Source organism: Bacillus sp. Y3 (assembly GCF_008123875.1).
GTDB classification, from domain to species: Bacteria; Bacillota; Bacilli; order Bacillales; family Bacillaceae; genus Bacillus; species Bacillus altitudinis.
Genome location: NZ_VSSC01000005.1, coordinates 404799 through 428178, shown reverse-complemented (window position 1 = coordinate 428178; position 23380 = coordinate 404799). Strand labels below are relative to the sequence as shown.

General features: G+C 40.3%; 22 protein-coding genes. 20 read left to right on the top strand and 2 right to left on the bottom strand.

The window, feature by feature from the left end:
* The first annotated feature begins 63 nt into the window (after window positions 1-63).
* Together FXF70_RS14425 and FXF70_RS14420 are read left to right on the top strand one after the other, a co-directional pair.
* Window positions 64-843, top strand: a complete 780-nt coding sequence (locus tag FXF70_RS14425; protein ID WP_017367186.1) for a patatin-like phospholipase family protein — start codon at window positions 64-66, stop codon at window positions 841-843.
* A gap of 4 nt (window positions 844-847) precedes the next feature.
* Window positions 848-1876 carry a SepM family pheromone-processing serine protease gene (locus FXF70_RS14420; RefSeq protein WP_017359372.1) on the top strand — a complete coding sequence of 343 codons (1029 nt, stop codon included), beginning with the start codon at window positions 848-850 and terminating at the stop codon, window positions 1874-1876.
* Window positions 1877-1908: 32 nt separating this feature from the next.
* Here the strand turns inward: FXF70_RS14420 and FXF70_RS14415 are convergent, their stop codons facing one another.
* The gene (locus tag FXF70_RS14415; RefSeq protein ID WP_262368842.1) at window positions 1909-3156 is read right to left on the bottom strand and encodes a nucleotidyltransferase; all 1248 of its coding nucleotides are present in this window, start codon (window positions 3154-3156) and stop codon (window positions 1909-1911) included.
* 206 nt (window positions 3157-3362) lie between these two features.
* Here FXF70_RS14415 and FXF70_RS14410 point away from each other — a divergent pair, with 206 nt between their 5' ends.
* The 3 genes from FXF70_RS14410 (at window position 3363) to gerR (ending at window position 4753) form a co-directional block, all read left to right on the top strand.
* On the top strand, window positions 3363-3881 hold the full coding sequence (locus FXF70_RS14410; protein WP_008345010.1) for a YceD family protein: 519 nt from the start codon (window positions 3363-3365) through the stop codon (window positions 3879-3881).
* Between the two features lie 21 nt (window positions 3882-3902).
* Entirely contained in the window at window positions 3903-4076 is a 174-nt protein-coding gene (rpmF, locus tag FXF70_RS14405; protein ID WP_008354700.1) for a 50S ribosomal protein L32, read from the top strand.
* A 137-nt stretch (window positions 4077-4213) separates the two neighbouring features.
* Window positions 4214-4753, top strand: coding sequence for a sporulation-specific transcriptional regulator GerR (gerR, locus tag FXF70_RS14400; protein WP_017359370.1), 540 nt, complete (start codon window positions 4214-4216; stop codon window positions 4751-4753).
* A gap of 53 nt (window positions 4754-4806) precedes the next feature.
* Here the strand turns inward: gerR and FXF70_RS14395 are convergent, their stop codons facing one another.
* Entirely contained in the window at window positions 4807-5286 is a 480-nt protein-coding gene (locus tag FXF70_RS14395; protein ID WP_007499784.1) for an N-acetyltransferase, read from the bottom strand.
* A 211-nt stretch (window positions 5287-5497) separates the two neighbouring features.
* Between FXF70_RS14395 and FXF70_RS14390 the strand changes: the two genes are divergently transcribed.
* The 15 genes from FXF70_RS14390 to FXF70_RS14315 all read left to right on the top strand — a co-directional run bounded on the left by FXF70_RS14390 (window position 5498) and on the right by FXF70_RS14315 (window position 23372).
* Entirely contained in the window at window positions 5498-6391 is an 894-nt protein-coding gene (locus FXF70_RS14390) for a 2-dehydropantoate 2-reductase (protein WP_060832310.1), read from the top strand.
* A 65-nt stretch (window positions 6392-6456) separates the two neighbouring features.
* Window positions 6457-8076 carry a bacillithiol biosynthesis cysteine-adding enzyme BshC gene (bshC, locus tag FXF70_RS14385; protein WP_050827235.1) on the top strand — a complete coding sequence of 540 codons (1620 nt, stop codon included), beginning with the start codon at window positions 6457-6459 and terminating at the stop codon, window positions 8074-8076.
* A gap of 127 nt (window positions 8077-8203) precedes the next feature.
* Window positions 8204-8635 carry a division/cell wall cluster transcriptional repressor MraZ gene (mraZ, locus tag FXF70_RS14380; RefSeq protein ID WP_003211163.1) on the top strand — a complete coding sequence of 144 codons (432 nt, stop codon included), beginning with the start codon at window positions 8204-8206 and terminating at the stop codon, window positions 8633-8635.
* A gap of 66 nt (window positions 8636-8701) precedes the next feature.
* Window positions 8702-9634 carry a 16S rRNA (cytosine(1402)-N(4))-methyltransferase RsmH gene (gene rsmH / locus FXF70_RS14375; RefSeq protein WP_007499781.1) on the top strand — a complete coding sequence of 311 codons (933 nt, stop codon included), beginning with the start codon at window positions 8702-8704 and terminating at the stop codon, window positions 9632-9634.
* A gap of 36 nt (window positions 9635-9670) precedes the next feature.
* The gene (ftsL, locus tag FXF70_RS14370; RefSeq protein ID WP_025207292.1) at window positions 9671-10018 is read left to right on the top strand and encodes a cell division protein FtsL; all 348 of its coding nucleotides are present in this window, start codon (window positions 9671-9673) and stop codon (window positions 10016-10018) included.
* Window positions 10019-10025: 7 nt separating this feature from the next.
* Window positions 10026-12176: a penicillin-binding protein gene (locus tag FXF70_RS14365; RefSeq protein WP_024720306.1), complete on the top strand. Its 2151-nt coding sequence runs from the start codon at window positions 10026-10028 to the stop codon at window positions 12174-12176.
* A 125-nt stretch (window positions 12177-12301) separates the two neighbouring features.
* Entirely contained in the window at window positions 12302-14221 is a 1920-nt protein-coding gene (locus FXF70_RS14355) for a stage V sporulation protein D (protein WP_017359366.1), read from the top strand.
* Window positions 14222-14432: 211 nt separating this feature from the next.
* The gene (locus tag FXF70_RS14350; protein WP_148780469.1) at window positions 14433-15908 is read left to right on the top strand and encodes a UDP-N-acetylmuramoyl-L-alanyl-D-glutamate--2,6-diaminopimelate ligase; all 1476 of its coding nucleotides are present in this window, start codon (window positions 14433-14435) and stop codon (window positions 15906-15908) included.
* A 136-nt stretch (window positions 15909-16044) separates the two neighbouring features.
* Window positions 16045-17019: a phospho-N-acetylmuramoyl-pentapeptide-transferase gene (mraY, locus tag FXF70_RS14345; RefSeq protein WP_007499771.1), complete on the top strand. Its 975-nt coding sequence runs from the start codon at window positions 16045-16047 to the stop codon at window positions 17017-17019.
* Window positions 17020-17028: 9 nt separating this feature from the next.
* A complete protein-coding gene (gene murD, locus FXF70_RS14340; RefSeq protein ID WP_395947869.1) occupies window positions 17029-18375 on the top strand; it encodes a UDP-N-acetylmuramoyl-L-alanine--D-glutamate ligase in 1347 nt (448 codons plus the stop codon).
* 59 nt (window positions 18376-18434) lie between these two features.
* The gene (spoVE, locus tag FXF70_RS14335; protein ID WP_007499768.1) at window positions 18435-19535 is read left to right on the top strand and encodes a stage V sporulation protein E; all 1101 of its coding nucleotides are present in this window, start codon (window positions 18435-18437) and stop codon (window positions 19533-19535) included.
* Window positions 19536-19733: 198 nt separating this feature from the next.
* Window positions 19734-20828: an undecaprenyldiphospho-muramoylpentapeptide beta-N-acetylglucosaminyltransferase gene (gene murG, locus FXF70_RS14330; protein ID WP_017359363.1), complete on the top strand. Its 1095-nt coding sequence runs from the start codon at window positions 19734-19736 to the stop codon at window positions 20826-20828.
* Between the two features lie 30 nt (window positions 20829-20858).
* A complete protein-coding gene (gene murB, locus FXF70_RS14325; protein ID WP_057079580.1) occupies window positions 20859-21770 on the top strand; it encodes a UDP-N-acetylmuramate dehydrogenase in 912 nt (303 codons plus the stop codon).
* A 136-nt stretch (window positions 21771-21906) separates the two neighbouring features.
* Window positions 21907-22686 (top strand): cell division protein FtsQ/DivIB, encoded by a 780-nt coding sequence (locus FXF70_RS14320; protein WP_017359362.1) that lies wholly within the window; start codon window positions 21907-21909, stop codon window positions 22684-22686.
* The gene (locus tag FXF70_RS14315) at window positions 22683-23372 is read left to right on the top strand and encodes a DUF881 domain-containing protein (RefSeq protein WP_007499760.1); all 690 of its coding nucleotides are present in this window, start codon (window positions 22683-22685) and stop codon (window positions 23370-23372) included. Before FXF70_RS14320 ends, FXF70_RS14315 begins: the two co-directional genes overlap by 4 nt.
* The last annotated feature ends 8 nt before the right edge of the window (window positions 23373-23380 follow it).

Genomic DNA, 23380 nt, shown 5'->3' with positions numbered 1-23380 from the left:
TGAGAAGGGGCATGTTTAGACCTATAGATTCGTATATATGCATAGAAAGAGGAGGGTGGATTCATGAAACGACCGATTATCGGGCTTGCGCTGGGCTCCGGGGGTGCCAGAGGGATGGCGCATATCGGGGTTTTATCTAGTCTTGAGAAACAAGGAATTCAGGTGGATATGATCGCAGGAAGCAGTATTGGTGCTCTTGTGGGGAGCTTTTATGCGGCAGGACAAGACGTAGAAAAAATGAAAAAACTTGCACTTGTCTTCAGAAGAAAGTATTATGCTGACTATACACTGCCAAAAATCGGTCTGTTAAAAGGAAATCGAATTTTGCAGCTGATTCACACGTTTACATATGGGAAGAATATTGAAGAAATGCGCGTGCCTCTTGCGATTGTCGCCTGTGACCTTCAGACAGGGGAGAAGGTTGTGTTCAAAGAAGGGTCTGTCTCACAAGCAGTCAGGGCAAGCATTAGCATTCCGGGAGTGTTTGTTCCGCATGAAATAGGCGGCAGGCAATTGGTGGATGGAGCGGTAGTGGACCGCATTCCTGTCTCTGTTCTCAAAGAAATGGGAGCAGATCTCATTATCGCCTCTGATGTATCAAGGGTGAAAAAAACAGAAAAGGCAACGAGATTATCGGATGTCATTATGCAAAGTTTGGACATCCTTCAAAATGAATTGGTTCGTCACCAAACCATTCATGCAGATCTCATGATTCGGCCGAAGCTCGAGACCTTTAGCTCTAGTGCGTTTACACAGGTTCAAGAAATGATTGAAGCAGGTGAACTCGCCGCCGACCAACTAAAAGGAAAACTGAAAGATGTCATTGATAAATGGGAGTGTTAATCGAATGAAAAAATTAAATATTCGCTGGCTCAGCTTTTTTGCTGTTGTTCTAGTCTTATTTGGCTTAACTTTTGTGAAACTGCCCTATTACGTCACAAAGCCAGGTGATGCAACAGAAATTGCGCCACACATTCAAGTAGACGGAGGATATGGCGAGAAGGGCAGCTTTTCTCTTATGACCATTAAAGTAGGTCCAGCCAATCCATATACGTATTTGCTTGCAAAAATGAACAAGTATGACGAAATCGTTCCAGAAGAAAATATTAAAGCGGACGGAGAGTCTGATGAGGATTATATGAAACGGCAGCTGCAGCTCATGAAAAGTTCTCAAGAAAATGCGATGATTGCCGCTTATACTAAAGCAGGGAAAAAAGTAGATTATACGTTTAATGGGGTATATGCGAGCTATGTGATGAAAGGAATGCCTGCATATGGGAAGATTGAAGTGGGCGATAAGATCAAAAGCGTCGACGGTCATACATATGAGTCAGCAGATAAAATGGTTTCGTATATCAGCAGTAAAAAAGCAGGCACGACTGTCCGTTTTGTACTTGAACGTAATGGCAAAGAAATCACGCAGAACGTGACGTTAAAACCATTTAAAGAAGAGCCAAAACGAGTGGGAATTGGCGTATCACTATTTACAGACCGTCATGTGAAAGTGTCTCCTTCTGTGAAAGTGGATATTGAAAACATAGGCGGTCCATCGGCTGGTTTAATGATGTCACTTGAAATTTACAATCAGCTGACAAAAGAAGATGAAACACATGGCTATGCGATCGCAGGAACTGGAACGATTGATGCAGATGGTACAGTCGGACCGATTGGTGGAATTGATCAAAAGGTTGTTGCAGCAGACAAAGCAGGAAAAGACATCTTCTTTGCACCGAATGATAAAGGTGACCCAAACTCTGACTACAAAAATGCAGTCAAAACAGCAAAAGATATTAAAAGTGATATGAAAATCGTTCCTGTGGATACCATGCAGGACGCACTAAACTATTTAAACAAATTAAAAGAGAAAGCATCATAAAAAAGAGCAGCCTGCAAATCAGGCTGCTTTTTTTATCGAGATGAAAAGAGTCCGCTCTCTTCATCATATCGAATCGGTGATGTTTTAAACTCTGCTTTTGTTAACTCTGTTTGCATGGGTTCACAGATGGGAAGGCTGAACACCCTTGAAGCGCGAATATCAAGATCAAGGGCGGGATGTGAAAAGGAAGACAGTTTACTCACAAGTGGTACATCCAACTCTTTTTTTACAAGAGACAAGTACTGTTGTCCTTTCCTTGTCATTCCAAGTAAACGAATATAGGGCGCTTTTTTCTCTTCAAGCAGCTCGTACATCGTCTTTTTCTTCACGTTCATTAATAGATGCGTATTCATCCGCTGTAACCTTGTCCACGTATATCGTTTTGTTTTGACAAGTGATAGATACTCCTCGTAGGAAGATGCATGTGTCATGGCTTTTTGCATGCGGTGTTCAATGCCTTCTTCAATTTCATAGATGCCCTCTAGTTCACTCGTATCCATTGTATGAAAAACATGTTTCAGAAAGCGAAAATAGGCTTCTTGCGTATGTAAAAGATCATATGAAGAATGATAGTCGTGTAATTGCTTTAAAGTAGCGTCCGGGAGATAGGGCGTGACTGCTTGAAATGAGTTCTGTTCTTTTAATGCTTTTCGGATACTTGTGGCGCTTGCGATTTTTTGGTTGTTAGGCAGTTCTTCATCATGATAATCAGATGCAATTCTTTGAGACGTAAAAGGCTGCATGTGAGGAGCTCTCTCTAAGATGGCTTTAACATAATGAAAGCCTAAAATGTTATTTGGTTTGGACAAATCCAGTAAGTGTTCAGAATGAATGGCTTCTTGAAACGCAGCAGCAGCTGCTGCGGGATAACTAAGACCTTTTTTCACCTTTTCTTTTGTTAAAAGATCAATCTCTGCCTTTTTTTCATGCCAAGCGTGTGCTGTGCGCTCAAATGCATTGATCTCTCCATCCTCACTGCCGAAAAAAAGAGAATGGCATTTTAATGCATCAAGGATGGACACAGCGCCATTGGCGAAGGTTTCTGCCTTTTGTACGGCATATATGTATGGAAGCTCACACACAATGTCTACCCCGTTTTGCAGTGCCATTTTTGTACGTGCCCATTTTGAGACGATGGCAGGCTCCCCGCGCTGGAGGAAAGAACCGCTCATGACGGCAATGGCAACATCTGAGGAGGTTTGTTTTTTCGCCTGATTCACATGATAGGCATGCCCATAATGAAATGGATTGTACTCGACAACGACTCCCACTGCTTTCAATAGATGTTCCGCCTTTCTTGCTATGGTTAAATGGTCTGTGCTACAGTAGCATAAGGGAAAAATGAAGACCATTTTTTTCAGTTTAGGCATTCCGAGAACTGATGTCAAACAGCCCTTTGACGTCATGAAGGACTGTAAAGAAAAAATATTGACAAATAGCATGATGAAAGCTATAATCATGTTTGTTGCTCTTAGAGGTGATACAATTGAAATGGACAGTTTATCAGTTACATCAAAAAGCTAAAAACAGCTTCGATTTTCATGAGACGGTTGACTTAAATGAACTTACTAGCCTTCATTCAGATATACGTCGTATTTCACCAGTAGAGGTGAAAGGGACTGGAGTGATCGAATCAAAGCAAGTCGCATTTGATTTAACCATCACAGGTGAAATGACATTGCCTTGTTCAAGAACGCTTGTTGATGTAAATTATCCATTTGCGATTTCAACAAAAGAACTATTTGTACTTCATAAGACAGACGATATAGAAGATGAAGACGTATCTGTTGTAGAAGACGATATCATCGACTTAACGCCTATAGTCAAGGAAGAAATTCTTCTTGAAGTGCCTATGCAAATCTTTTGCGACCAAGCTGACGTAAAAGGTGCTGCACCACAGGAAGGGAATGACTGGGCGGTCATTTCGGAAGATGCACATCAAAACCGAATTGATCCTCGTCTGGAAGGCTTGAAGAAGCTCTTAGAAGAAAATAATGAATCTTAACTCTTTAAGGAGGTGGGAATAATGGCTGTACCTTTTAGAAGAACTTCTAAAATGAAAAAAAGATTGCGTCGTACGCATTTCAAACTACAAGTACCTGGTATGGTAGCTTGCCCAGAATGCGGTGAAATGAAAATTTCTCATCGTGTCTGCAAATCTTGCGGAACATACAAAGGCAAAGACGTAAAAAGCAACTAATGTTTGATAAAAAACGTGAGGGAATCTTCCCTTGCGTTTTTTTATTGATCTATTTTTTAGGTTTCTCTCCTGCAAATAGTCTATCTACTCTAGTAAGCGCATATGATGTGGTATTCAGATTCAGGGGGGATGATGAGTTGACGATTACACGGCAGGACGCATGGACACAAGATGAAGATTTACTTTTAGCAGAAGTTGTCTTAAGGCATATCCGAGATGGCGGTACCCAGCTTTCAGCATTTGAAGAGGTGGGAAAAGCATTGTCAAGAACAGCAGCAGCATGTGGATTCAGGTGGAATTCTTACGTCAGAAAGCAGTACCAGGCGGGCATTGAGCTTGCCAAAAAACAGCGAAAAGAACTGCGTAAAAAAATTGGTATCCATTCTTCGGGTTTACCGCAGCATGCGTTCACCATAGAGGAGAAGGCATCTTCTGATCAGACTGAACTGACGCTTCGAGAAGTAATTCGGTTTCTAGAGCAGCTTGAGAAAGAACCATCTGGTCCAGCTTATTTACGGGAGGAGCTTAAAGATGCACAGCATCAATTAAAATCACTCACCGAAGAAAATGAACAGCTGAAACGTCAATTAAAAATGACAGAAGAAGATTACCGGGCACTTATTGGTATTGTTGAAAGAGTCAAACAGAATATCAGCTTAAAAGATTACGCAAAATAAGAAAACGCCCCTCACAGATGGAAAGAGGGGCGTTTTCTTATTGATTAAAATGATTAAGCGGACTCACCTGTGTTCTTTTGTATATGTGCAGGCTCCCAAATGAGTGGGTTTTCTCCTTTATCGCGTTCCATATCATATTTCACCGCTTCAAAGCCCATTTTATCCCAAAAACCGGCAGATTTGACGCGTGGATTCGTTCGAATTGGAAGGCCGAAAGATTTTGCGAAATCAACAAGCGCTTCGCCGTATCCTTTACGCTGATATCCTGGCAGCACTTCTAGTTTCCACAGCTCTAGATAATCATGATTATGGTCAAAATACGTCGTCGTCGAGCCATCTACTTGATAGAGGCTCATACGTGCCACAAGCTTATCTCCAAAGTAAATCCCATAAAATGGAGAGTTGCTGTCATTTTCAATCATATTACTTTCTAGGTCTTCAAGCATGGAAAGTTCTTGTATGCCATATTCCTTAAATTGTTTAAATTCCTCTAATGTTTTGTAGTTAATCAGAAGACGTTTTACTTGTGTCATGTGATCTTCCCCCTTACACACATAATGTCGACAGTGATGTCATTGAAGGCGTTTTCATCCCATCCGCCTAAAAAAAGTTTTTACACTTATTATTATAGTTTTTTAATTAAAAAAATTCAATCATAGCGCGTTATCTGCTTTTTGCATCGTAGCACGAAACTGGTAAAATAGTTGATAACATGAAGTAAACAGAAAAAGGGAAGTGCGGCAATTGAAAATTGGAATCATTGGCGGTGGTGCGATTGGTCTGCTTTGTGCCAGTTATTTATCAGAGCATCATGACATCACCCTCTTTACAAGAAGAAAACAGCAGGCAGAAGAAATTCGAGCATTAGGCATTGAACGAATGGTGAGAGGGGAAACCATTCAATCAGCTGTTGGAGCCGATACGGGAGTCAAAGGAATATTTGATTTGCTGATTGTGACAGTGAAGTATCATCACCTGCAAGATGTTCTAGGGGAATTATCGGGACTGCCTCATCAGCGGATCTTATTTTTGCAGAACGGAATGGCCCACCTCGTCGATTTAAAGAACTGGAAAACGGCACATCAGTTATATATTGGTGTAGTAGAGCATGGCGCAATGAAGGTGTCTGATCGCGCAGTAAACCATACAGGAATTGGTGTCATCAAGTGGGGAGCATTTCTGCATGAGGAAAAAGGACCTATGAGTAGTGAACTGTCAACGGGCGATTTTCAAATGGTTTATACAGATGAATGGAAGAAAGTACTGGAGGAAAAACTGCTCGTCAATGTGTGTATTAATCCGTTGACGGCTTTATTACATGTGAATAATGGGGAATTGGTATCGAACCCTGCATATGAACATATGATGACATGTGCATTTGAAGAAGCGGTTTCCATTCTAGGGTTGCCTGAGAAAGATCGTCTATGGGCTCATGTGAAATCAATTTGTCATCAAACGGCTGCCAATCAATCGTCGATGCTGCAAGATATCGTCAAAGGCCGCCAAACTGAAAGAAAAGCAATCATTGGCTACCTTTTAAAAAAAGCTCAAGGTCAAGGGATGACGCCGCCATTCCTCACTTTCTTGAATAGAAGCTTGGAAGTATTGGAAAAAAAGCAAACAAAATCTTTTGAGTGAGCTCATTTACATGCTATACTTTTTTCGGGAAACTAACTATTTATTGAAGAAAGGAAGTTCTAAACATGCAATTGACTGAACTTTCCATCCGAAGTCAGAATTTATTCATACGTGATTATATAGAAGAAAAAAAAGAGATGACTGCTTTTTTTGATTATGATATACATTCTGAGCACACATGGAAAAAGAGATACGACGATCTCATGGAAAGGAGCTTCCCGCGCGAGGCTTTAGCGGATTATATGAGCGCATATCATGCGAAATTTGATTCGGCTGCGATGCGTGAGAATATTGAGAAGATCCGTGATGAACGGAGCGTCATGGTGGTTGGAGGACAGCAGGCAGGCTTACTGGCAGGTCCGCTTTATACCATACATAAAATCATTTCCATTATTCAGTTTGCCAAAGAAAAAGAATCAGCGCTTGGCGTTCCTGTTATTCCGGTCTTTTGGGTAGCGGGTGAAGATCACGACGTAGACGAAATTAACTTTGTGTACACGTCTGGCGAAAAAGGCCCAGTCAAACAAAAGCTTCCATTACATCATGTGAAAAAAACAGCTGCGAAAAGAACACCTCTTCACCAAGAGAAAACAGAGAGATGGCTTCGTGATGTATTTTCAACCTATGAGGAATCTGCTTACACCAATGACTTGTTTGATCAGCTTCTTCGATGTTTACGCAAATCAGAAACGTTTACTGATTTCTTTGAGTGGATTGTTTGCGATCTATTTGAAGAAGATGGACTCCTGTTATTGAATTCAGGAGACTTCGGCGTGAAGCCACTTGAACGTACGTTATTCAAGCAAATTGTGGAGTCGAGTGATGCGATCGTGGCTCGCTTAAATAACACGCAGGCTGCCATGAAACAAGCGGGGTATCAGCCGATTATTGAAGCTGGTGACCATCAAGCCAACTTGTTTTACGAATATGATGATGAACGTTTCCTCATTGAACAAGAGAATGGCCAATTTTCTATATCTGAAGTGGGGCTTACTTGGACAAAAGATGAGCTTTTGCAGGAAGTCGAGGAGCACCCAGAGCGGTTTAGCAATAATGTGGTGACCCGTCCATTGATGCAGGAAGCCCTTCTTCCAACGCTTGCTTTTATGGCTGGACACGGTGAAGTGAACTATTGGGGTGAGCTGAAAGGCATCTTCGAGTACTTCGATGTCAAAATGGCACCCGTTCTTCCAAGACTGCACGTCACCATTCTTGAAAGGCATATTGATAAGAAGCTGCCAATAAGAGAATTGTCGGTTGAAGAGGTGCTGACAAAAGGCGTGAAAGAAAAGAAGGATGCGCACTTTCAGCAAAGTCTTCCAGACAGCTTCGTTCAATCAGTTCAACATGCCAAACGTGAATTAGCGAATGTTCACGAGGCAATGAGACAAGAAGCGCTAGAGATCGAACCAAGCTTTGAACAGCTATTAGATAAAAATGCCAAATTTATAGAAGACCAGCTTCAATTTGTTTATCAAAAGGTTGCAAAGCGTGTGGAAGAGAAGGAAGGATACATCCTTCGAGATTTTGAAAGGATTGAAAATAGTTTAAAACCACTCGAAGCACCACAAGAAAGAATTTGGAATATCATGTACTTTTTAAACAAATATGGTCCAGAATTCTTCAAAACGTTCAAAAATCTACCATTTTCATTTCAAAACAAGCAACAAATTGTCAAACTTTGAAATAAAGTTTTAATGAACCCTGACTAGTTCAGGGTTTTTTTTTATGTGGAAACAGTGTAAAATAAGTTTTGTGGAGAGAAGTGGTGGATAGTGGAGAGTATGGGTGAGAAAGTGGGGCTCTAATATCATGTTCATGGGTGAATACCAACATACGATTGATACAAAAGGGCGCATGATCATCCCTGCTAAATTTAGAGACGGTCTCGGAGAACAGTTTGTGCTGACGAGAGGGCTTGATCAATGTTTATTTGGCTACCCTATGAGTGAGTGGAAACTAATTGAAGAGAAACTCAAAGCACTGCCGCTAACGAAAAAAGATGCACGTGCGTTTACCCGGTTCTTCTTCTCCGGCGCAGTTGAATGTGATCTGGACAAGCAGGGGCGCATTAACATCGCATCCAACCTACTCCAATATGCAAAACTCGAAAAAGAATGTGTGGTCATCGGCGTTTCAAATCGAATTGAGTTGTGGAGTAAGTCGATCTGGGAACAATATACAGAAGAGCAAGAAGATTCTTTTGCTGAAATTGCTGAAAACATGATTGGATTTGATATATAATAATCCCTTGTGCAGCAAGCTTTCTACACATTCATTTCTATTTGAAAAAGGTGGGACCATATCATCATGTTTCAACATGAGACAGTATTATTAAAAGAAACAGTTGACGGTTTAAACGTCAAAGAAGACGGTACATATGTGGACTGCACGCTAGGCGGCGCAGGTCATAGCTCATATTTACTATCTCAATTATCAGAAAAAGGTACATTGATTGGGTTTGACCAAGACGATGCTGCACTGGATCATGCACGAGAGAAGCTCGCACATGTTAAAGCGAACATTCTTTTCATAAAAAGCAACTTCCGATATTTAAAAGAACGTCTGAATGAACAAGGAATTACAAGCGTAGACGGTGTGATTTTTGATCTTGGGGTTTCATCACCTCAGCTTGACACACCAGAGAGAGGCTTTAGTTATCACCATGATGCACCTCTTGACATGCGAATGGATCAAACCGCTGCTTTGTCGGCAAAACAAGTGGTGAATGAATGGCCATTTGAAGATCTAGTTCGGATTTTCTACAAATATGGGGAAGAAAAATTCAGCAAGCAAATCGCACGCAAAATTGAAGAAGCCAGAAAAAAAGCGCCAATTGAAACAACAGGTGAGCTTGTCGACATCATTAAAGAAGGAATTCCCGCACCTGCAAGACGAAAAGGCGGACATCCAGCGAAAAGAGTATTTCAAGCGATCCGAATTGCCGTAAATGACGAATTGAAAGTATTTGAAGAAGCACTAGAACAAGCAATAGAGTTACTCAATCCGAAGGGGAGAATTTCTGTCATTACATTCCATTCACTTGAAGATCGGATTTGTAAAAGTACATTTAAAGAAATGTCTTCTCTTCCAGAACTTCCGCACGGACTACCAGTGATTCCAGAAGGACTTGAACCAAAACTGAAGCTGATCACGAGAAAACCAATCGTTGCATCAGAACAAGAGCTGGAATATAACAACCGTGCCCGTTCAGCGAAGCTCCGAATTGCAGAAAAAAAGTAAACGACACCATAGATGATGATAAAAAGGAGGTTTCTTATGAGTAATTTGGCTTACCAAAGAGAAGTAAAGCAACATCAAACCGAGCAGCAAGGTCAATCGGTTGTGATTAGAAGAAGAGGTTCTATTACACTTGGTGAAAAAATCTTACTTGTCATGTTTGTCATGGCTCTCATGTGCAGCTCGATCCTCATCATTTCGAAAGCCTTTGCTGTTTATCACGCAAATATCGAAGTGCAGAAGCTAGAACAGCAAGTGTCTTTAGAATCGAAAAAGATCACTGAACTGCAAAAGCAAAAAGATTTACTAAGTGAACCAGAGAGAATCATTGAAGCCGCTAAAAAAGCAGGCTTAAGCATGTCGAAAGATGTTAAGAAGGTCGATTAACATGGCGATGCCTAAAAAGAATAAAATGATGAACAGAGGCGCGGCAATTGCGAGTATTTGCTTCGCCCTGTTTTTCTTTATCATCCTTGCACGTTTTATTTATATTCAGATTACGGGAACCGTCGATGGACAAGTGTTAGCTGCAAAAGCCAATGAACAATATCAATCGAAAAAAACACTTGAAGCCAAAAGAGGGTCCATTTTAGACAGAAACGGAAATGTGATTGCAGAAGATACATCTGTGTATAAGCTGATTGCGATCATGAGCAAGAAAATGACGGTCGATCCAAAGCATCCGATGCATGTCGTTGACAAAGAAAAGACAGCAAAAGAGCTGTCAAAGGTCATTGATATGAGTGAGAGTGAAATTTTAAAGCGTCTGAATACAAAAGATGCATTCCAAGTCGAGTTTGGTAAAGCTGGAAAGGATATTAGTTTTTCAACTAAGGAAAAAATTGAAAAGCTAAAACTTCCTGGGATCGCCTTTGAAAAAGATACAAAGAGGTATTATCCAAACGGCATGTTTGCTTCGAACTTAATCGGTTATGCTAGATTAGATGAAGCGACGAAGGACATGTCAGGCGCAATGGGTCTAGAAAAGGCTCTGAATAAATATTTAAAAGAAAAAGATGGCTATGTAACGTATAACAGCGACAGAAGCGGATGGGCACTTCCGAATAGTAAAGAAGACATCGTTGCCCCGAAAGACGGGAAAAACGTCACACTGACCATCGACCAAAAAATTCAAGCATTTCTTGAAGAAAGTATGACGCAGGTTGCTAAAAAATATAAGCCGAAGAAAATCATTGCGACAGTCGTTGATCCGAAAACTGGAAGAGTTCTTGCAATGGGACAGCGGCCAAGCTTTAATTTAAATGAACTCGACATTACGAATTATAACAACGATGTCATTTCCTACGCATTTGAACCAGGTTCAACGATGAAAATTTTTACACTTGCTGCTGCTATCCAAGAAGGAGTGTACCAAGGCAGTGACAAGTATCAGTCTGGTACTTATAAAGTAGGCGGTGGTCTTGTAAGAGACCATAACAACGGAAATGGCTGGGGAAAAATTGATTTTCATGAAGGTGTTCTACGTTCTTCAAACGTAGCTTTTGCGAAACTGGCAAAAGAAAAGCTAGGTTTCACACGCTACGAACAATACTTACAAAAATTCCATTTCTATGACAAAACAGGCATAGATTTGCCGAACGAAGCGTCTAGTAAAATCAATTTCAGATACGAATATGACAAAGCATCGACTGCTTATGGTCAGGCGTCCGCGATTACCCCAATTCAGCAAATTGAAGCGGCGACAGCCATTGCCAACGGTGGAACGATGATGAAGCCATATGTAATCGATCATATTACAGACCCGAACACAAACAAAACAATTTTACAGCACGAACCAACCGTGGCAGGAAAACCAATTTCTTCTGATACAGCGAAGCAAGTCCGTGACATTTTAGGTGAGGTCGTTTCCTCAAAAATTGGCACAGGACAGCCATATCAAATCAAAGGTTTTGATGTCGCTGGGAAAACGGGCACAGGACAAATTGGCGGTGCTGGCGGCTACCTTCAAGGGAGAAACGATTACGTCTTTTCATTTATGGGAATGGCACCAAAAGATGATCCGAAGCTACTCGTTTATGTGGCTGTCCAACAGCCTCAGCTATCTGAAACACAAACAGGCTCTGCCCCTGTTTCAGAAATCTTTAACCCTGTGATGAAAAATAGTTTGCTTTATTTAAATATCGCACCAACAAAAACAGACGATAAAAAATCTGGCAAACAGAAAATAAAACAAGAAACAATGCCGTCATTCCTAGATTTAGAAGTGAAACAGGCAGAAACAGAAGCAAAAAACAAAAAGTTATCACCTGTTGTCATTGGTGACGGTCTATCCATTAAACGCCAATGGCCAAATGCGGGCTCTGAATTCTCTGAAAGCCAGAAAGTCTTTTTGAAAACAGCAGGGAAAACCATTAAAATGCCTGATATGACAGGCTGGTCCAGAAGGGAAGTTCTTCAATATGCGTCTATTTCAGGTGTGCATATTGAAACAAATGGACAGGGATATGCTGTCAAACAAAGCGTGAAAAGTGGAGCGGAGATTTCAGATAAAGTCGTCACAGTGACCTTCAAAAGTCCAAATTAACTTGAAAACCTAGCAAATCATTTGCTAGGTTTTTTTCTTCTGCTTGAGCGATGGACGAGATCGTTCTATAAAAAGACGAGCCTGCATATGATGAAAACAAGCCATATGTAAGGAGTGAACCGGGCGTGCGAGTGTCAAGTGTAACAGTGAGAAAACGATTGCTTTTCGTGCTGCTGTTTGGGGTGATCATTTTTTTCATCATAGATACTAGATTAGGATATGTGCAGTTTATTATGGGCGAGAAGCTGACAAGTTTAGCGAAAGATTCATGGAGCCGTAACCTTCCATTTGAACCAGAACGAGGAGATATTTTGGATCGAAATGGAGTGGAGCTGGCGACGAACAAAAGTGCTCCCTCTATTTTAGTCGTGCCGCGGCAGGTGAAAGACCCAGCAGAAACAAGCAAAAAATTAGCAGCAGTGCTGAATATGTCTGAGGAGAAAGCGTACAAGCATGTTACCAAGAAAACGTCTATAGAACGAATTTCCCCAGAGGGGAGAAAAGTATCTCATGAAAAAGCAAAAGAAGTCAGAGAGCTTGATTTAGATGGAGTCTATGTAGCAGAGGACAGCATCAGACATTACCCGTTTGGAAGTTTCTTATCTCATGTATTAGGTTTTGCTGGAATTGATAATCAAGGCTTACTTGGGCTAGAAGCGTACTATGATGATGACCTAAAAGGTGAAAAAGGCTCTGTGAAATTTTATTCTGATGCAAAAGGGCAGAAAATGCCAGATGAAGCAGATGATTATACACCGCCTAAAGATGGGCTTGATATGAAATTAACCGTTGATTCAAAAGTGCAAACCATCATCGAACGAGAACTAGACAATGCTCAGGCAAAATATAACCCAGATGGCATGATTGCCATTGCCATGAATCCGAAAAATGGTGAGGTTCTGGGAATGTCGAGCAGACCTGACTTTGATCCGGCTGACTATCAATCAGTTGATTCAAAAGTATTTAACCGAAACTTACCGGTGTGGAGCACATATGAGCCAGGATCGACGTTTAAAATCATTACACTGGCAGCTGCCCTGGAAGAAAATAAAGTAAATTTAAAACGTGATCATTTTTTTGACAGCGGATCTGTGACAGTGGATGGCGCAAGGCTCAGATGCTGGAAAAAGGGAGGACATGGATCACAGTCGTTTCTAGAAGTGGTACAAAACTCTTGTAACCCAGGATTTGTCGAGCTAGGCGACCGTCTTGGAAAAGATAAACTATTTTCTTATATTAAAAATTTCGGCTTTGGTCAAAAGACAGGAATCGACCTTCAAGGAGAAGGTAGAGGAATTTTGTTCCCGCTTGATCGTGTTGGTCCTGTAGAACAGGCAACAACAGCCTTTGGTCAAGGTGTATCTGTTACGCCGATTCAACAAGTAGCTGCAGTGGCAGCCGCAGTAAATGGAGGAACGCTTTACACGCCGTATATTGCAAAAGAATGGATCGATCCAATTACAAAAGAGGTAGTGAAAAAGCAATCACCAATTGCCAAGAAGAAAGTCATTTCAGCGGAGACGTCTAAAGAAATCAGGTATGCCCTTGAAAGTGTAGTCGCTCAAGGAACTGGCCGGAATGCATTCGTTGAAGGATATCGGGTGGGCGGAAAAACAGGAACAGCACAGAAAGTAAAAGACGGAAAGTACATGGAAAATAACCACATTGTGTCATTTATCGGGTTTGCACCTGCGGATGATCCAAGCATTGTTGTATATGTAGCAGTAGATAACCCAAAAGGCACGATTCAATTTGGTGGGACAGTAGCAGCACCTATTGTGGGCCATATTATGCGAGACAGTCTGCCTGAAATGGGCGTGAAAAAAAGAAAAGGACAAATTGAAAAGAAGTACCAATGGCTGGACACAAAAACCATTGAGGTACCGAATCTTGTAGGAGGATCTGTTTCTGACCTTGAATCACTCTTGATTAATTTAAAGATTGATGCTTCAGGAACTGGCAGTAAAGTGGTGAAGCAATCGCCTGCTGCCGGCACAAAGGTCAAAGAAGGTTCCACGATCCGATTATACTTAAATGATGAATAATAAAGAATGAACAGAGGGTAGCCGCACTCATTCGGCTGCCTCTTTTTGTTGAAAGAGAAGGGTCGTTTTAAAAAAAGAGCATAAAGTGTGTTTTTTCCAAGAGAAACTTAAGGAATACGCTGGATGTATCCTTTTTTTTACGATAAAATATAGACTGTGTGTTTTTTTCACAAGACATGCACGTGAACGAATTTGAGAGGTTTGATATGAAATGAAATTACAAGAACTCCTTACATACTTTAAAAGTGAAAACAGTGAACTGATAAACGAAAATCCGGAGATTACTTCCATTGAAATGGATTCAAGAGAAGTGAAAAAAGGGAGTCTTTTTGTCTGTATAAAAGGCTATACAGTAGATGGACATGATTACGCTGAAAAAGCAGTGAAAAACGGGGCTGCAGCGATTGTAGCAGAACACCCACTTCACCTAACAGATGTACCAGTCATTATTGTAAAACACTCTCAAAGAGCACTTGCAAGAATGGCAGATGCTTTTTACGAACAGCCAACTCATAAACTCAATCTAATTGGTATTACAGGAACGAACGGGAAAACGTCCACAACACACATGATTGAACAAATGATGAGAAAAGCCGATAAAAAAACAGGTTTAATCGGTACGATGTATATGAAGGTAAACGATGAAATTCTCGAAGTGAAAAACACAACACCTGAGAGTGTCACCCTTCAGAAGACCTTTAAGCAGATGCTTGATCAAGACGTAGATACAGCCATTATGGAAGTATCATCACATGCTTTGCATCTTGGGCGTGTTCATGGATGTGATTATGATATTGCCGTCTTTACAAATCTTACCCAAGATCATCTGGACTACCACAACACAATGGAAGAATATAAACATGCAAAAAGCTTGCTCTTTTCCCAGCTCGGAAGTGCCTTTCAGCACGATAAGCCGAAGCATGCCATTTTAAATGCAGATGATGAAGCGTCTAGTTATTTTGAAAAAGTCACAGCTGCTGAAATTATGACGTATGGCTTAGAGCAAGAATCAGATGTAATGGCAAAGAACATTCAAATCAAACCAAAGGGAACACAATTTGATTTGATCACCCCAATCGGCACAAAAAATGTGACGGTTGCACTTGTTGGGAAATTCAATGTGTATAACATTCTAGCAGCTGTATCAGTAGGAATTGTATCAGGCTTAACGTTTGAAACGATCGTTAGTGCCATTGAAGAACTTGAGGGAGTCAAAGGAAGATTCGAACTTGTGAATTGTGATCAAGATTTCCCAGTCATCGTTGATTATGCGCACACACCTGACAGTTTAGAAAATGTACTGACTACGTGTAGAGAATTAACAGAAGGTAGAATTTTCTGTGTAGTTGGCTGCGGGGGCGACCGTGATAAAACCAAGCGCCCTCAAATGGCCCAAATCGCTGTGAAATATGCAGATGAGCCTGTTTTTACATCAGATAATCCAAGAAGTGAAGATCCATCAGCCATTTTGAAAGACATGGAAAATGGTGTGCCAAACGCCTATTATCACAGCTTTGTGAACCGGAAACAGGCCATCTTTTTTGCCATTGCTAATGCAAAAAAGGGCGATACAGTCTTAATAGCTGGAAAAGGCCATGAGACGTACCAAATCATTGGTGATCAAGTCTATGACTTTGATGATGCCAAGGTGGCAGCCGACGCTATTTTAGATCTAAACAAATCTTAAAAATGATGAAAAGAGTGTAATGAAATGAAGCATTTTGTACAAAAACAACATACGAAAGACACGAATGAATATCATAATAATGAATGCTATTTTCTAATGGAAAACGGCTTTGGAAATTCGGAAGGAGTAAAGAACAATGCTTGAACAGGTGATATTGTTTACAATCATAATGGGATTTTTAATCAGTGTTCTTTTATCCCCGATTTTTATTCCGTTTTTAAGAAGACTTAAATTTGGTCAAAGTATTAGAGAAGAAGGACCTCAGTCTCACCAAAAGAAATCTGGTACCCCAACAATGGGTGGAATTATGATTATCTTTTCTATTACAATTACAACGATCGTGATGATTAACAAATTCTCTGAGATTAGTCCAGAAATGTTTTTATTGTTATTTGTCACCCTTGGCTACGGATTATTAGGATTTTTAGATGATTATATTAAAGTAGCGATGAAGCGAAATCTTGGCTTAACATCAAAACAAAAACTGATCGGGCAAATTGTGATTGCTGTGATTTTCTATGCAGTCTTCCATTATTATGAGTTTGCAACGACTATTCGCATTCCAGGAACAGATGTCAGCTTTGACTTAGGATGGGCATACTTTATCCTCGTCGTTTTCATGCTTGTCGGTGGTTCTAATGCGGTAAACCTTACAGATGGACTTGATGGTTTATTATCTGGAACAGCTGCTATTGCATTCGGAGCTTTTGCTATATTGGCTTGGAATCAATCTCAGTATGATGTGGCGATCTTTTCGGTAGCAGTAGCAGGGGCTGTCCTTGGGTTCCTTGTCTTTAATGCGCATCCTGCAAAAGTATTTATGGGTGATACGGGATCGCTTGCTTTAGGCGGTGCCATCGTGGCCATTGCCATTTTAACGAAACTTGAGATTTTACTCGTCATTATTGGAGGAGTATTTGTTGTTGAAACGTTATCCGTTATCCTTCAAGTCATCTCCTTTAAAACAACTGGAAAAAGAATCTTTAAGATGAGCCCGCTTCACCACCACTATGAGTTAGTTGGCTGGTCTGAGTGGAGAGTAGTTGTCACCTTCTGGACAGCTGGTTTATTGCTTGCTGTTTTAGGAATTTACATCGAGGTGTGGTTATAATTGAATAGGATGCAAATGTTAAAAGACGAACATGTACTAGTACTAGGCCTTGCAAAAAGCGGATATGCGGCAGCCTCAATTCTTCACGAGCACGGAATAAACGTGACGGTCAATGACCAAAAAGCTTTTGAAGAAAACGAGCCTGCTCAGTTACTTTCTGAAAAGGGGATTGATGTCATTTGTGGCAGTCATCCTCTTCGTATGTTCGACGATAAAGCAATTACGATTTTAATTAAGAACCCTGGAATTCCTTATGAGAATGTGATGGTTCAAGAGGCGCTTCGCCGAAAAATTCCAGTTTGGACTGAAATAGAATTGGCGTATCATTTGACCTCATCTCCTTTTATTGGGATTACCGGATCAAATGGAAAAACGACCACGACTACTTTGATTTATGAAATGTTGAAAAAAGACAGCCAAAAAACATTGGTAGCAGGTAATATCGGAACGGTCGCAAGTGAAGTTGCCGCGCGTGCAGCGGGCGATGAATGGATCGTAACTGAGCTCTCTTCATTTCAGTTAATGGGAACCGTTGAATTCAGACCTAAAATCAGCTTAATATTAAATATTTTTGACGCACATTTAGACTATCATCACACGCGTGAAGAATACGAAAAAGCAAAACAGAAAGTGTATGCACATCAACAAGAAGATGACATAGCTGTGGTTAACCTAGATGATCCTTCTGTTGTCAAACTAGCAGAAGATTCGAAAGCGCAAAAAGTGTTTTTCTCAGTTAAAGAGCCGGTAGCACATGGAGCGTTTATTAAAGATGGTGCCATTTACTATATGAATGAACATGTCATTGACCTCAAGGATGTTGTTCTTCCTGGTGAGCATAACCAAGAAAATATTCTAGCAGCTATTTGTGTTGTAAAAAATGCAGGCTGCTCAAACGAAGCGATTGCGCAAGTTCTTACTACATTTAGTGGAGTGAAGCATCGTTTGCAATTTGTGGAGACGATTCAAAATAGAAAATTTTATAATGACAGTAAAGCGACCAATATACTGGCAACAAGTAAAGCTTTGTCTGCCTTCAAGCAGCCGACCATTTTACTAGCAGGTGGACTGGATCGTGGCAATGAATTTGATGAATTAAAACCTTTTATGAAGAATGTAAAAGGAATAATTACATTTGGTGAGACTGCGCCTAAGTTTGTGAAGCTTGGTGAAGAGCTGGGAATACATCACGTAAAACATGTCGATAATGTTGAACAAGCAGTACCTGCGGCGTTTAGCATATCTGAAGAAGAAGACGTGATTTTATTGTCTCCAGCTTGTGCAAGTTGGGATCAGCATAAAACATTTGAAGAACGTGGAGACATGTTTGTAAACGCCGTGCATATGCTTAAATAAGGGCTTGTCTCTCATATGACTGACAGCCCAAATGAAATTATGCTTGGGGTGTCGGTCTCTTGACGAATAAGAAAACTTCTCCGGATTTTTTGCTTGTTGTCATTACGTTACTTTTATTGACGATTGGTTTAATTATGGTGTACAGCGCAAGTGCTGTGTGGGCATCGTATAAATTTGATGATTCGTTTTATTTTGCAAAAAGACAGCTTTTGTTTGCCGGAATCGGAGTTATCGCAATGTTTTTCATTATGCGGGTCGATTATTGGACGTGGCGGACTTGGTCAAAGATACTGATTGCAGTGTGTTTTCTCCTCCTCGTGCTTGTCTTGATTCCTGGTATCGGTATGGAGAGAAATGGTTCAAGAAGCTGGATTGGTGTCGGTGCATTTAGTATTCAGCCCTCTGAATTTATGAAGCTTGCGATGATTGCGTTTCTTGCAAAATTCTTATCTGAAAAGCAAAAGAATATCACATCCTTTCGTAAAGGTTTCGCCCCAGCACTAGGCATTGTGTTTTCTGCATTTGCTATCATTATGCTGCAGCCGGACCTAGGTACAGGAACGGTTATGGTTGGAACCTGTATTATTATGATATTTGTTTCAGGTGCGAGAATCGCTCACTTTATCTTTCTCGGTCTTTTAGGGCTTAGCGGATTTGCCGCACTTGTCTTATCAGCACCCTATCGAATAAAACGAATTACATCTTATTTAAATCCTTGGGAGGATCCACTTGGCAGCGGGTTTCAAATTATTCAATCCTTATACGCTGTCGGTCCAGGCGGTCTGTTTGGAATGGGGCTAGGTCAGAGTAGACAAAAATTCTTCTATTTGCCTGAGCCTCAAACAGACTTTATCTTTGCTATATTGTCTGAAGAACTTGGATTTATAGGTGGATCACTCATTTTGCTGCTCTTTAGTGTTCTATTGTGGAGAGGCATTAGAATAGCCCTCGGGGCACCAGATTTATATGGAAGTTTCTTGGCAGTGGGTATCATCTCAATGGTTGCCATTCAAGTAATGATTAATATCGCAGTTGTCACTGGTCTCATCCCTGTGACGGGCATCACACTGCCATTCTTAAGTTATGGCGGTTCATCACTGACATTAATGCTGATGGCAATTGGCGTACTTTTGAATGTAAGCAGGTATGCTAGATATTAATGTGCTGATAGTTCATGAAACCATATAGACTTTTATTTTGCAAAAGTATGAAAAAATGATTTGAAGAGTGAAAATGGCAGTTTCTGTTTCGAAAACATGATGATTGACTCTTCTTTACAGGTTTTGACGGAGCCCTGTTGTTTAAAACAGGGTTTATACTTTGTTCAGAGCAGAAAAAAATTGAGGGGAAATGGTATAATGCGTATAGTTATTAGTGGAGGCGGAACAGGCGGGCATATTTATCCTGCTCTAGCTTTTATTAAAGAAGTGAAAAGACTGCATCCTGATGTGGAATTTTTATATATTGGCACTGAGAATGGGCTTGAAAAGAAAATTGTAGAAAGAGAAAATATCCCTTTTAAATCAATTGAAATTTCAGGTTTTAAAAGAAAGCTTTCCTTTGATAATGTAAAAACAGTGATGAGGTTTCTAAAGGGCGTCCAAAAAAGTAAATCTTATTTAAAAGAATTTAAGCCGGATGCTGTTATTGGAACAGGTGGTTATGTGTGTGGTCCAGTTGTTTATGCTGCGTCTAAGCTAAAAATCCCAACGATCATTCACGAACAAAATAGCCTACCAGGCATCACAAATAAGTTTCTGGCACGGTATGTGAATAAAGTAGCCATCTGTTTTGAAGAAGCAAAGGAACACTTTCCTTCAGAAAAGGTTGTTTTTACGGGAAACCCAAGGGCCTCTGAAGTCGTCTCTATTAAAGAGGGAAAATCTCTTAAAGAGTTCGGACTGGATGAGAAGAAAAAAACGGTTCTCATTTTTGGCGGGAGCAGAGGTGCAGCTCCAATCAATCGAGCAGTGATTGACATGCAAGATGAATTAAAGACAAAGAACTATCAGCTTTTATATATTACAGGTGAGGTTCATTATGAAAAAGTGCTGAACGAATTAAAAGAAAAAGGTGAAGCACCGAATATGATCACAAAGCCTTTCTTGCATCAAATGCCGGAGTATTTAAAATCAATTGATGTCATTGTTGCAAGAGCGGGAGCCACAACGATTGCTGAAGTGACGGCACTTGGAATTCCGACAATCTTCATTCCAAGTCCATACGTGACCGCAAATCATCAAGAAATTAACGCTAGATCACTTGAAAAACATGATGCTGCGATCGTTTTAAGAGAATCAGAGCTTTCTGGAGATCGCTTGCTTCATGCAATTGATGAAATTGCTGGTAATGACGAGAAACTACATCAAATGAGCCGTTTAACAAAAGAACTCGGAGTACCAGATGCGGCCACACGTTTATATAATGTGTTAAAAGAAATTACGACTTCATGATGAATGATATGAGGTAAGGCGGAGGGTAATATGGAGAACTTGAAGAATGAATTATTAGAAGCGCAAGTTGGTAAAGTACTTGAAAATGAACCGCTTGCAAATCATACGACAATGAAAATAGGCGGACCGGCCGATCTATTAGTCATCCCTAAAGATGTCGATGCTGTCAAAACAATTATGGATCAGGTGAAAAAACATGATACTCAATGGACGGTCATTGGGAGAGGGTCCAATTTACTTGTCCTTGATAAAGGAATTCGCGGGGTCGTTTTAAAGCTGGGCGCTGGACTTGATCACTTAACTGTCAATGATGAAGAGATTACAGTTGGCGGAGGCTATTCAGTTGTAAGACTCGCGACGTCTCTTAGTAAGCAGGGGCTGTCAGGATTGGAATTCGCAGCTGGTATTCCAGGATCTATTGGTGGCGCTGTTTATATGAACGCAGGAGCACATGGATCTGACATCAGCAAGATTCTTGTGAAAGCGAGAGTCTTATTTGAAGATGGAACGATCGAGTGGTTAACTAATGAGCAAATGAACTTTAGCTATCGAACTTCTGTGCTTCAAAAGGAACGCCCTGGAATTGTTCTCGAAGCAGTGTTCAAGCTTAAACAGGACGAACGTGAGAAAATCACAAAGAAAATGCAGCAAAATAAAGATTACCGCAAGGAAACACAACCGTATAATAAACCATGCGCCGGCAGTATTTTCCGAAATCCATTACCTAAATATGCAGGACAGCTTGTAGAAAAGGCGAATTTAAAAGGATATCAGATTGGCGGCGCTAGAATTTCTGATATGCACGGAAACTTTATTGTCAATGCTGGTGGGGCGAAGGCTCAAGATGTGCTCGACTTAATTCAGTACATTCAAAAGAAAATCAAAGATGACTACAATGTAGAGATGCATACAGAAGTAGAAATTATTGGTGAAGCAAATTAAAGGCTACTACTTATGAATGATGGTATTACAGGGAAACAAACGGCATTTTTTCATGCCGTTTGTTTTCTAATCAATATGAGATAAAGAATGATCCAAAGGTGCGGACAAGCAGCTTTGAATGAGGTGAAGAGTATATATGCGGCCTGATCATGAAAATGAAAAGATCGTCAATATAGAAGAGCGAATCCCTAAAATTAAAGAACAAAGGAAGCAGAAAGCGAATCGGAGATTAATCTCTTTTATTTTGCTGTTTTTTATCATGGTTTTAATTATTGTCTATTTGCAAACACCAATCAGTAAAATTTCTTCTTTAACCATTACCGGTAATGAACATGTACCAACAAAACAGCTCGTTAAACTTTCGCAAATTAAAGAAGGCGAGACAGAGTTTTGGAATTTAAATAAAGATATGACAGCAGACCATATAAAGCAAAATAAATTGATTAAAAGTGTCAGTATCAAAAAACATTTCCCTAATAAGGTCAGTATTGCTGTCAAAGAGTATGCAAATATTGCGTATCTGCAAAAGGGACATTTTTATTATGAGCTTCTTGAAAATGGGACGGCTTTGCCAGATGAAGTAACGCCAAGTCACGCAGGACCTATTTTTGTCGATTGGGACAATAAAGAAAAATTGAAGCAAACAGTGAGAGCTCTGAATCAACTGCCGGCTTCTATTCAGGAACTAATCTCAGAAGTATATTACGTACCGACTAGCTCCAATCAGTGGCTCGTTAAATTTTATATGAATGATGGAAACACCGTTATTGCATCAATTAAAACATTCGCAGATAAAATGACGACGTACCCTGCCATTGTCAAAGAGCTTTCGTCCTCTGAGAAAGGTACGATTCATATGGAAGTAGCTACGTATTTTGAAGCTTTTAAATCTAAGAAAAAGGAAGATGAACGTTGAGAGGCAAAACCGTCATATTCTCAATTGTAATGCTTGTTCTTGGATTTCTGATTTCTTTTTCATACCAATATACGAAGCAGCATCGAGCAGATGTCAATCGAACAGAACAATGGAAAAAAGAATATTCTTTGAAAAGTCAGCTAACAAAGCAAGAAAAGGCGAATCAAAAACTTGAAAAAGAACTTTATCGTCTTCAATCAAAAGTCCAAGAAACAGAGTTTGGTTTGAAAAATGAAAAAGAGCAGTATTTTAATGTTTTGGAAGATGTTGAGAAATACAGAATGTTTACAGGAGAAATAGGTGTAAAAGGGAAAGGGGTAAAAGTATCTCTTGAAGATGCATCTTATATCCCGAGTGGACAAAATGTCAATAATTACATTGTGCATGAGAGCCACATTTTCCATGTGATAAACGAACTATTTATATCAGGGGCATCTGCTGTAGCTATAAACGGACAAAGAATCACACACCAATCATACATACATTGTAACGGTCCAGTCGTCACGGTTGATGGTGTTCAACATCCAGCACCATTTGTCATTTCTGCTATTGGAGATCCAGCTGTTTTAATTCCTGCATTAAACATTGCAGGCGGGGTGGTTGATCAGCTGACAAGTGATCATATTTCCATGACGATTGAAAAGAAGGATATTCGTATGAATCCTCTTCTAAGAAACAAAGATTAATTGTGAAA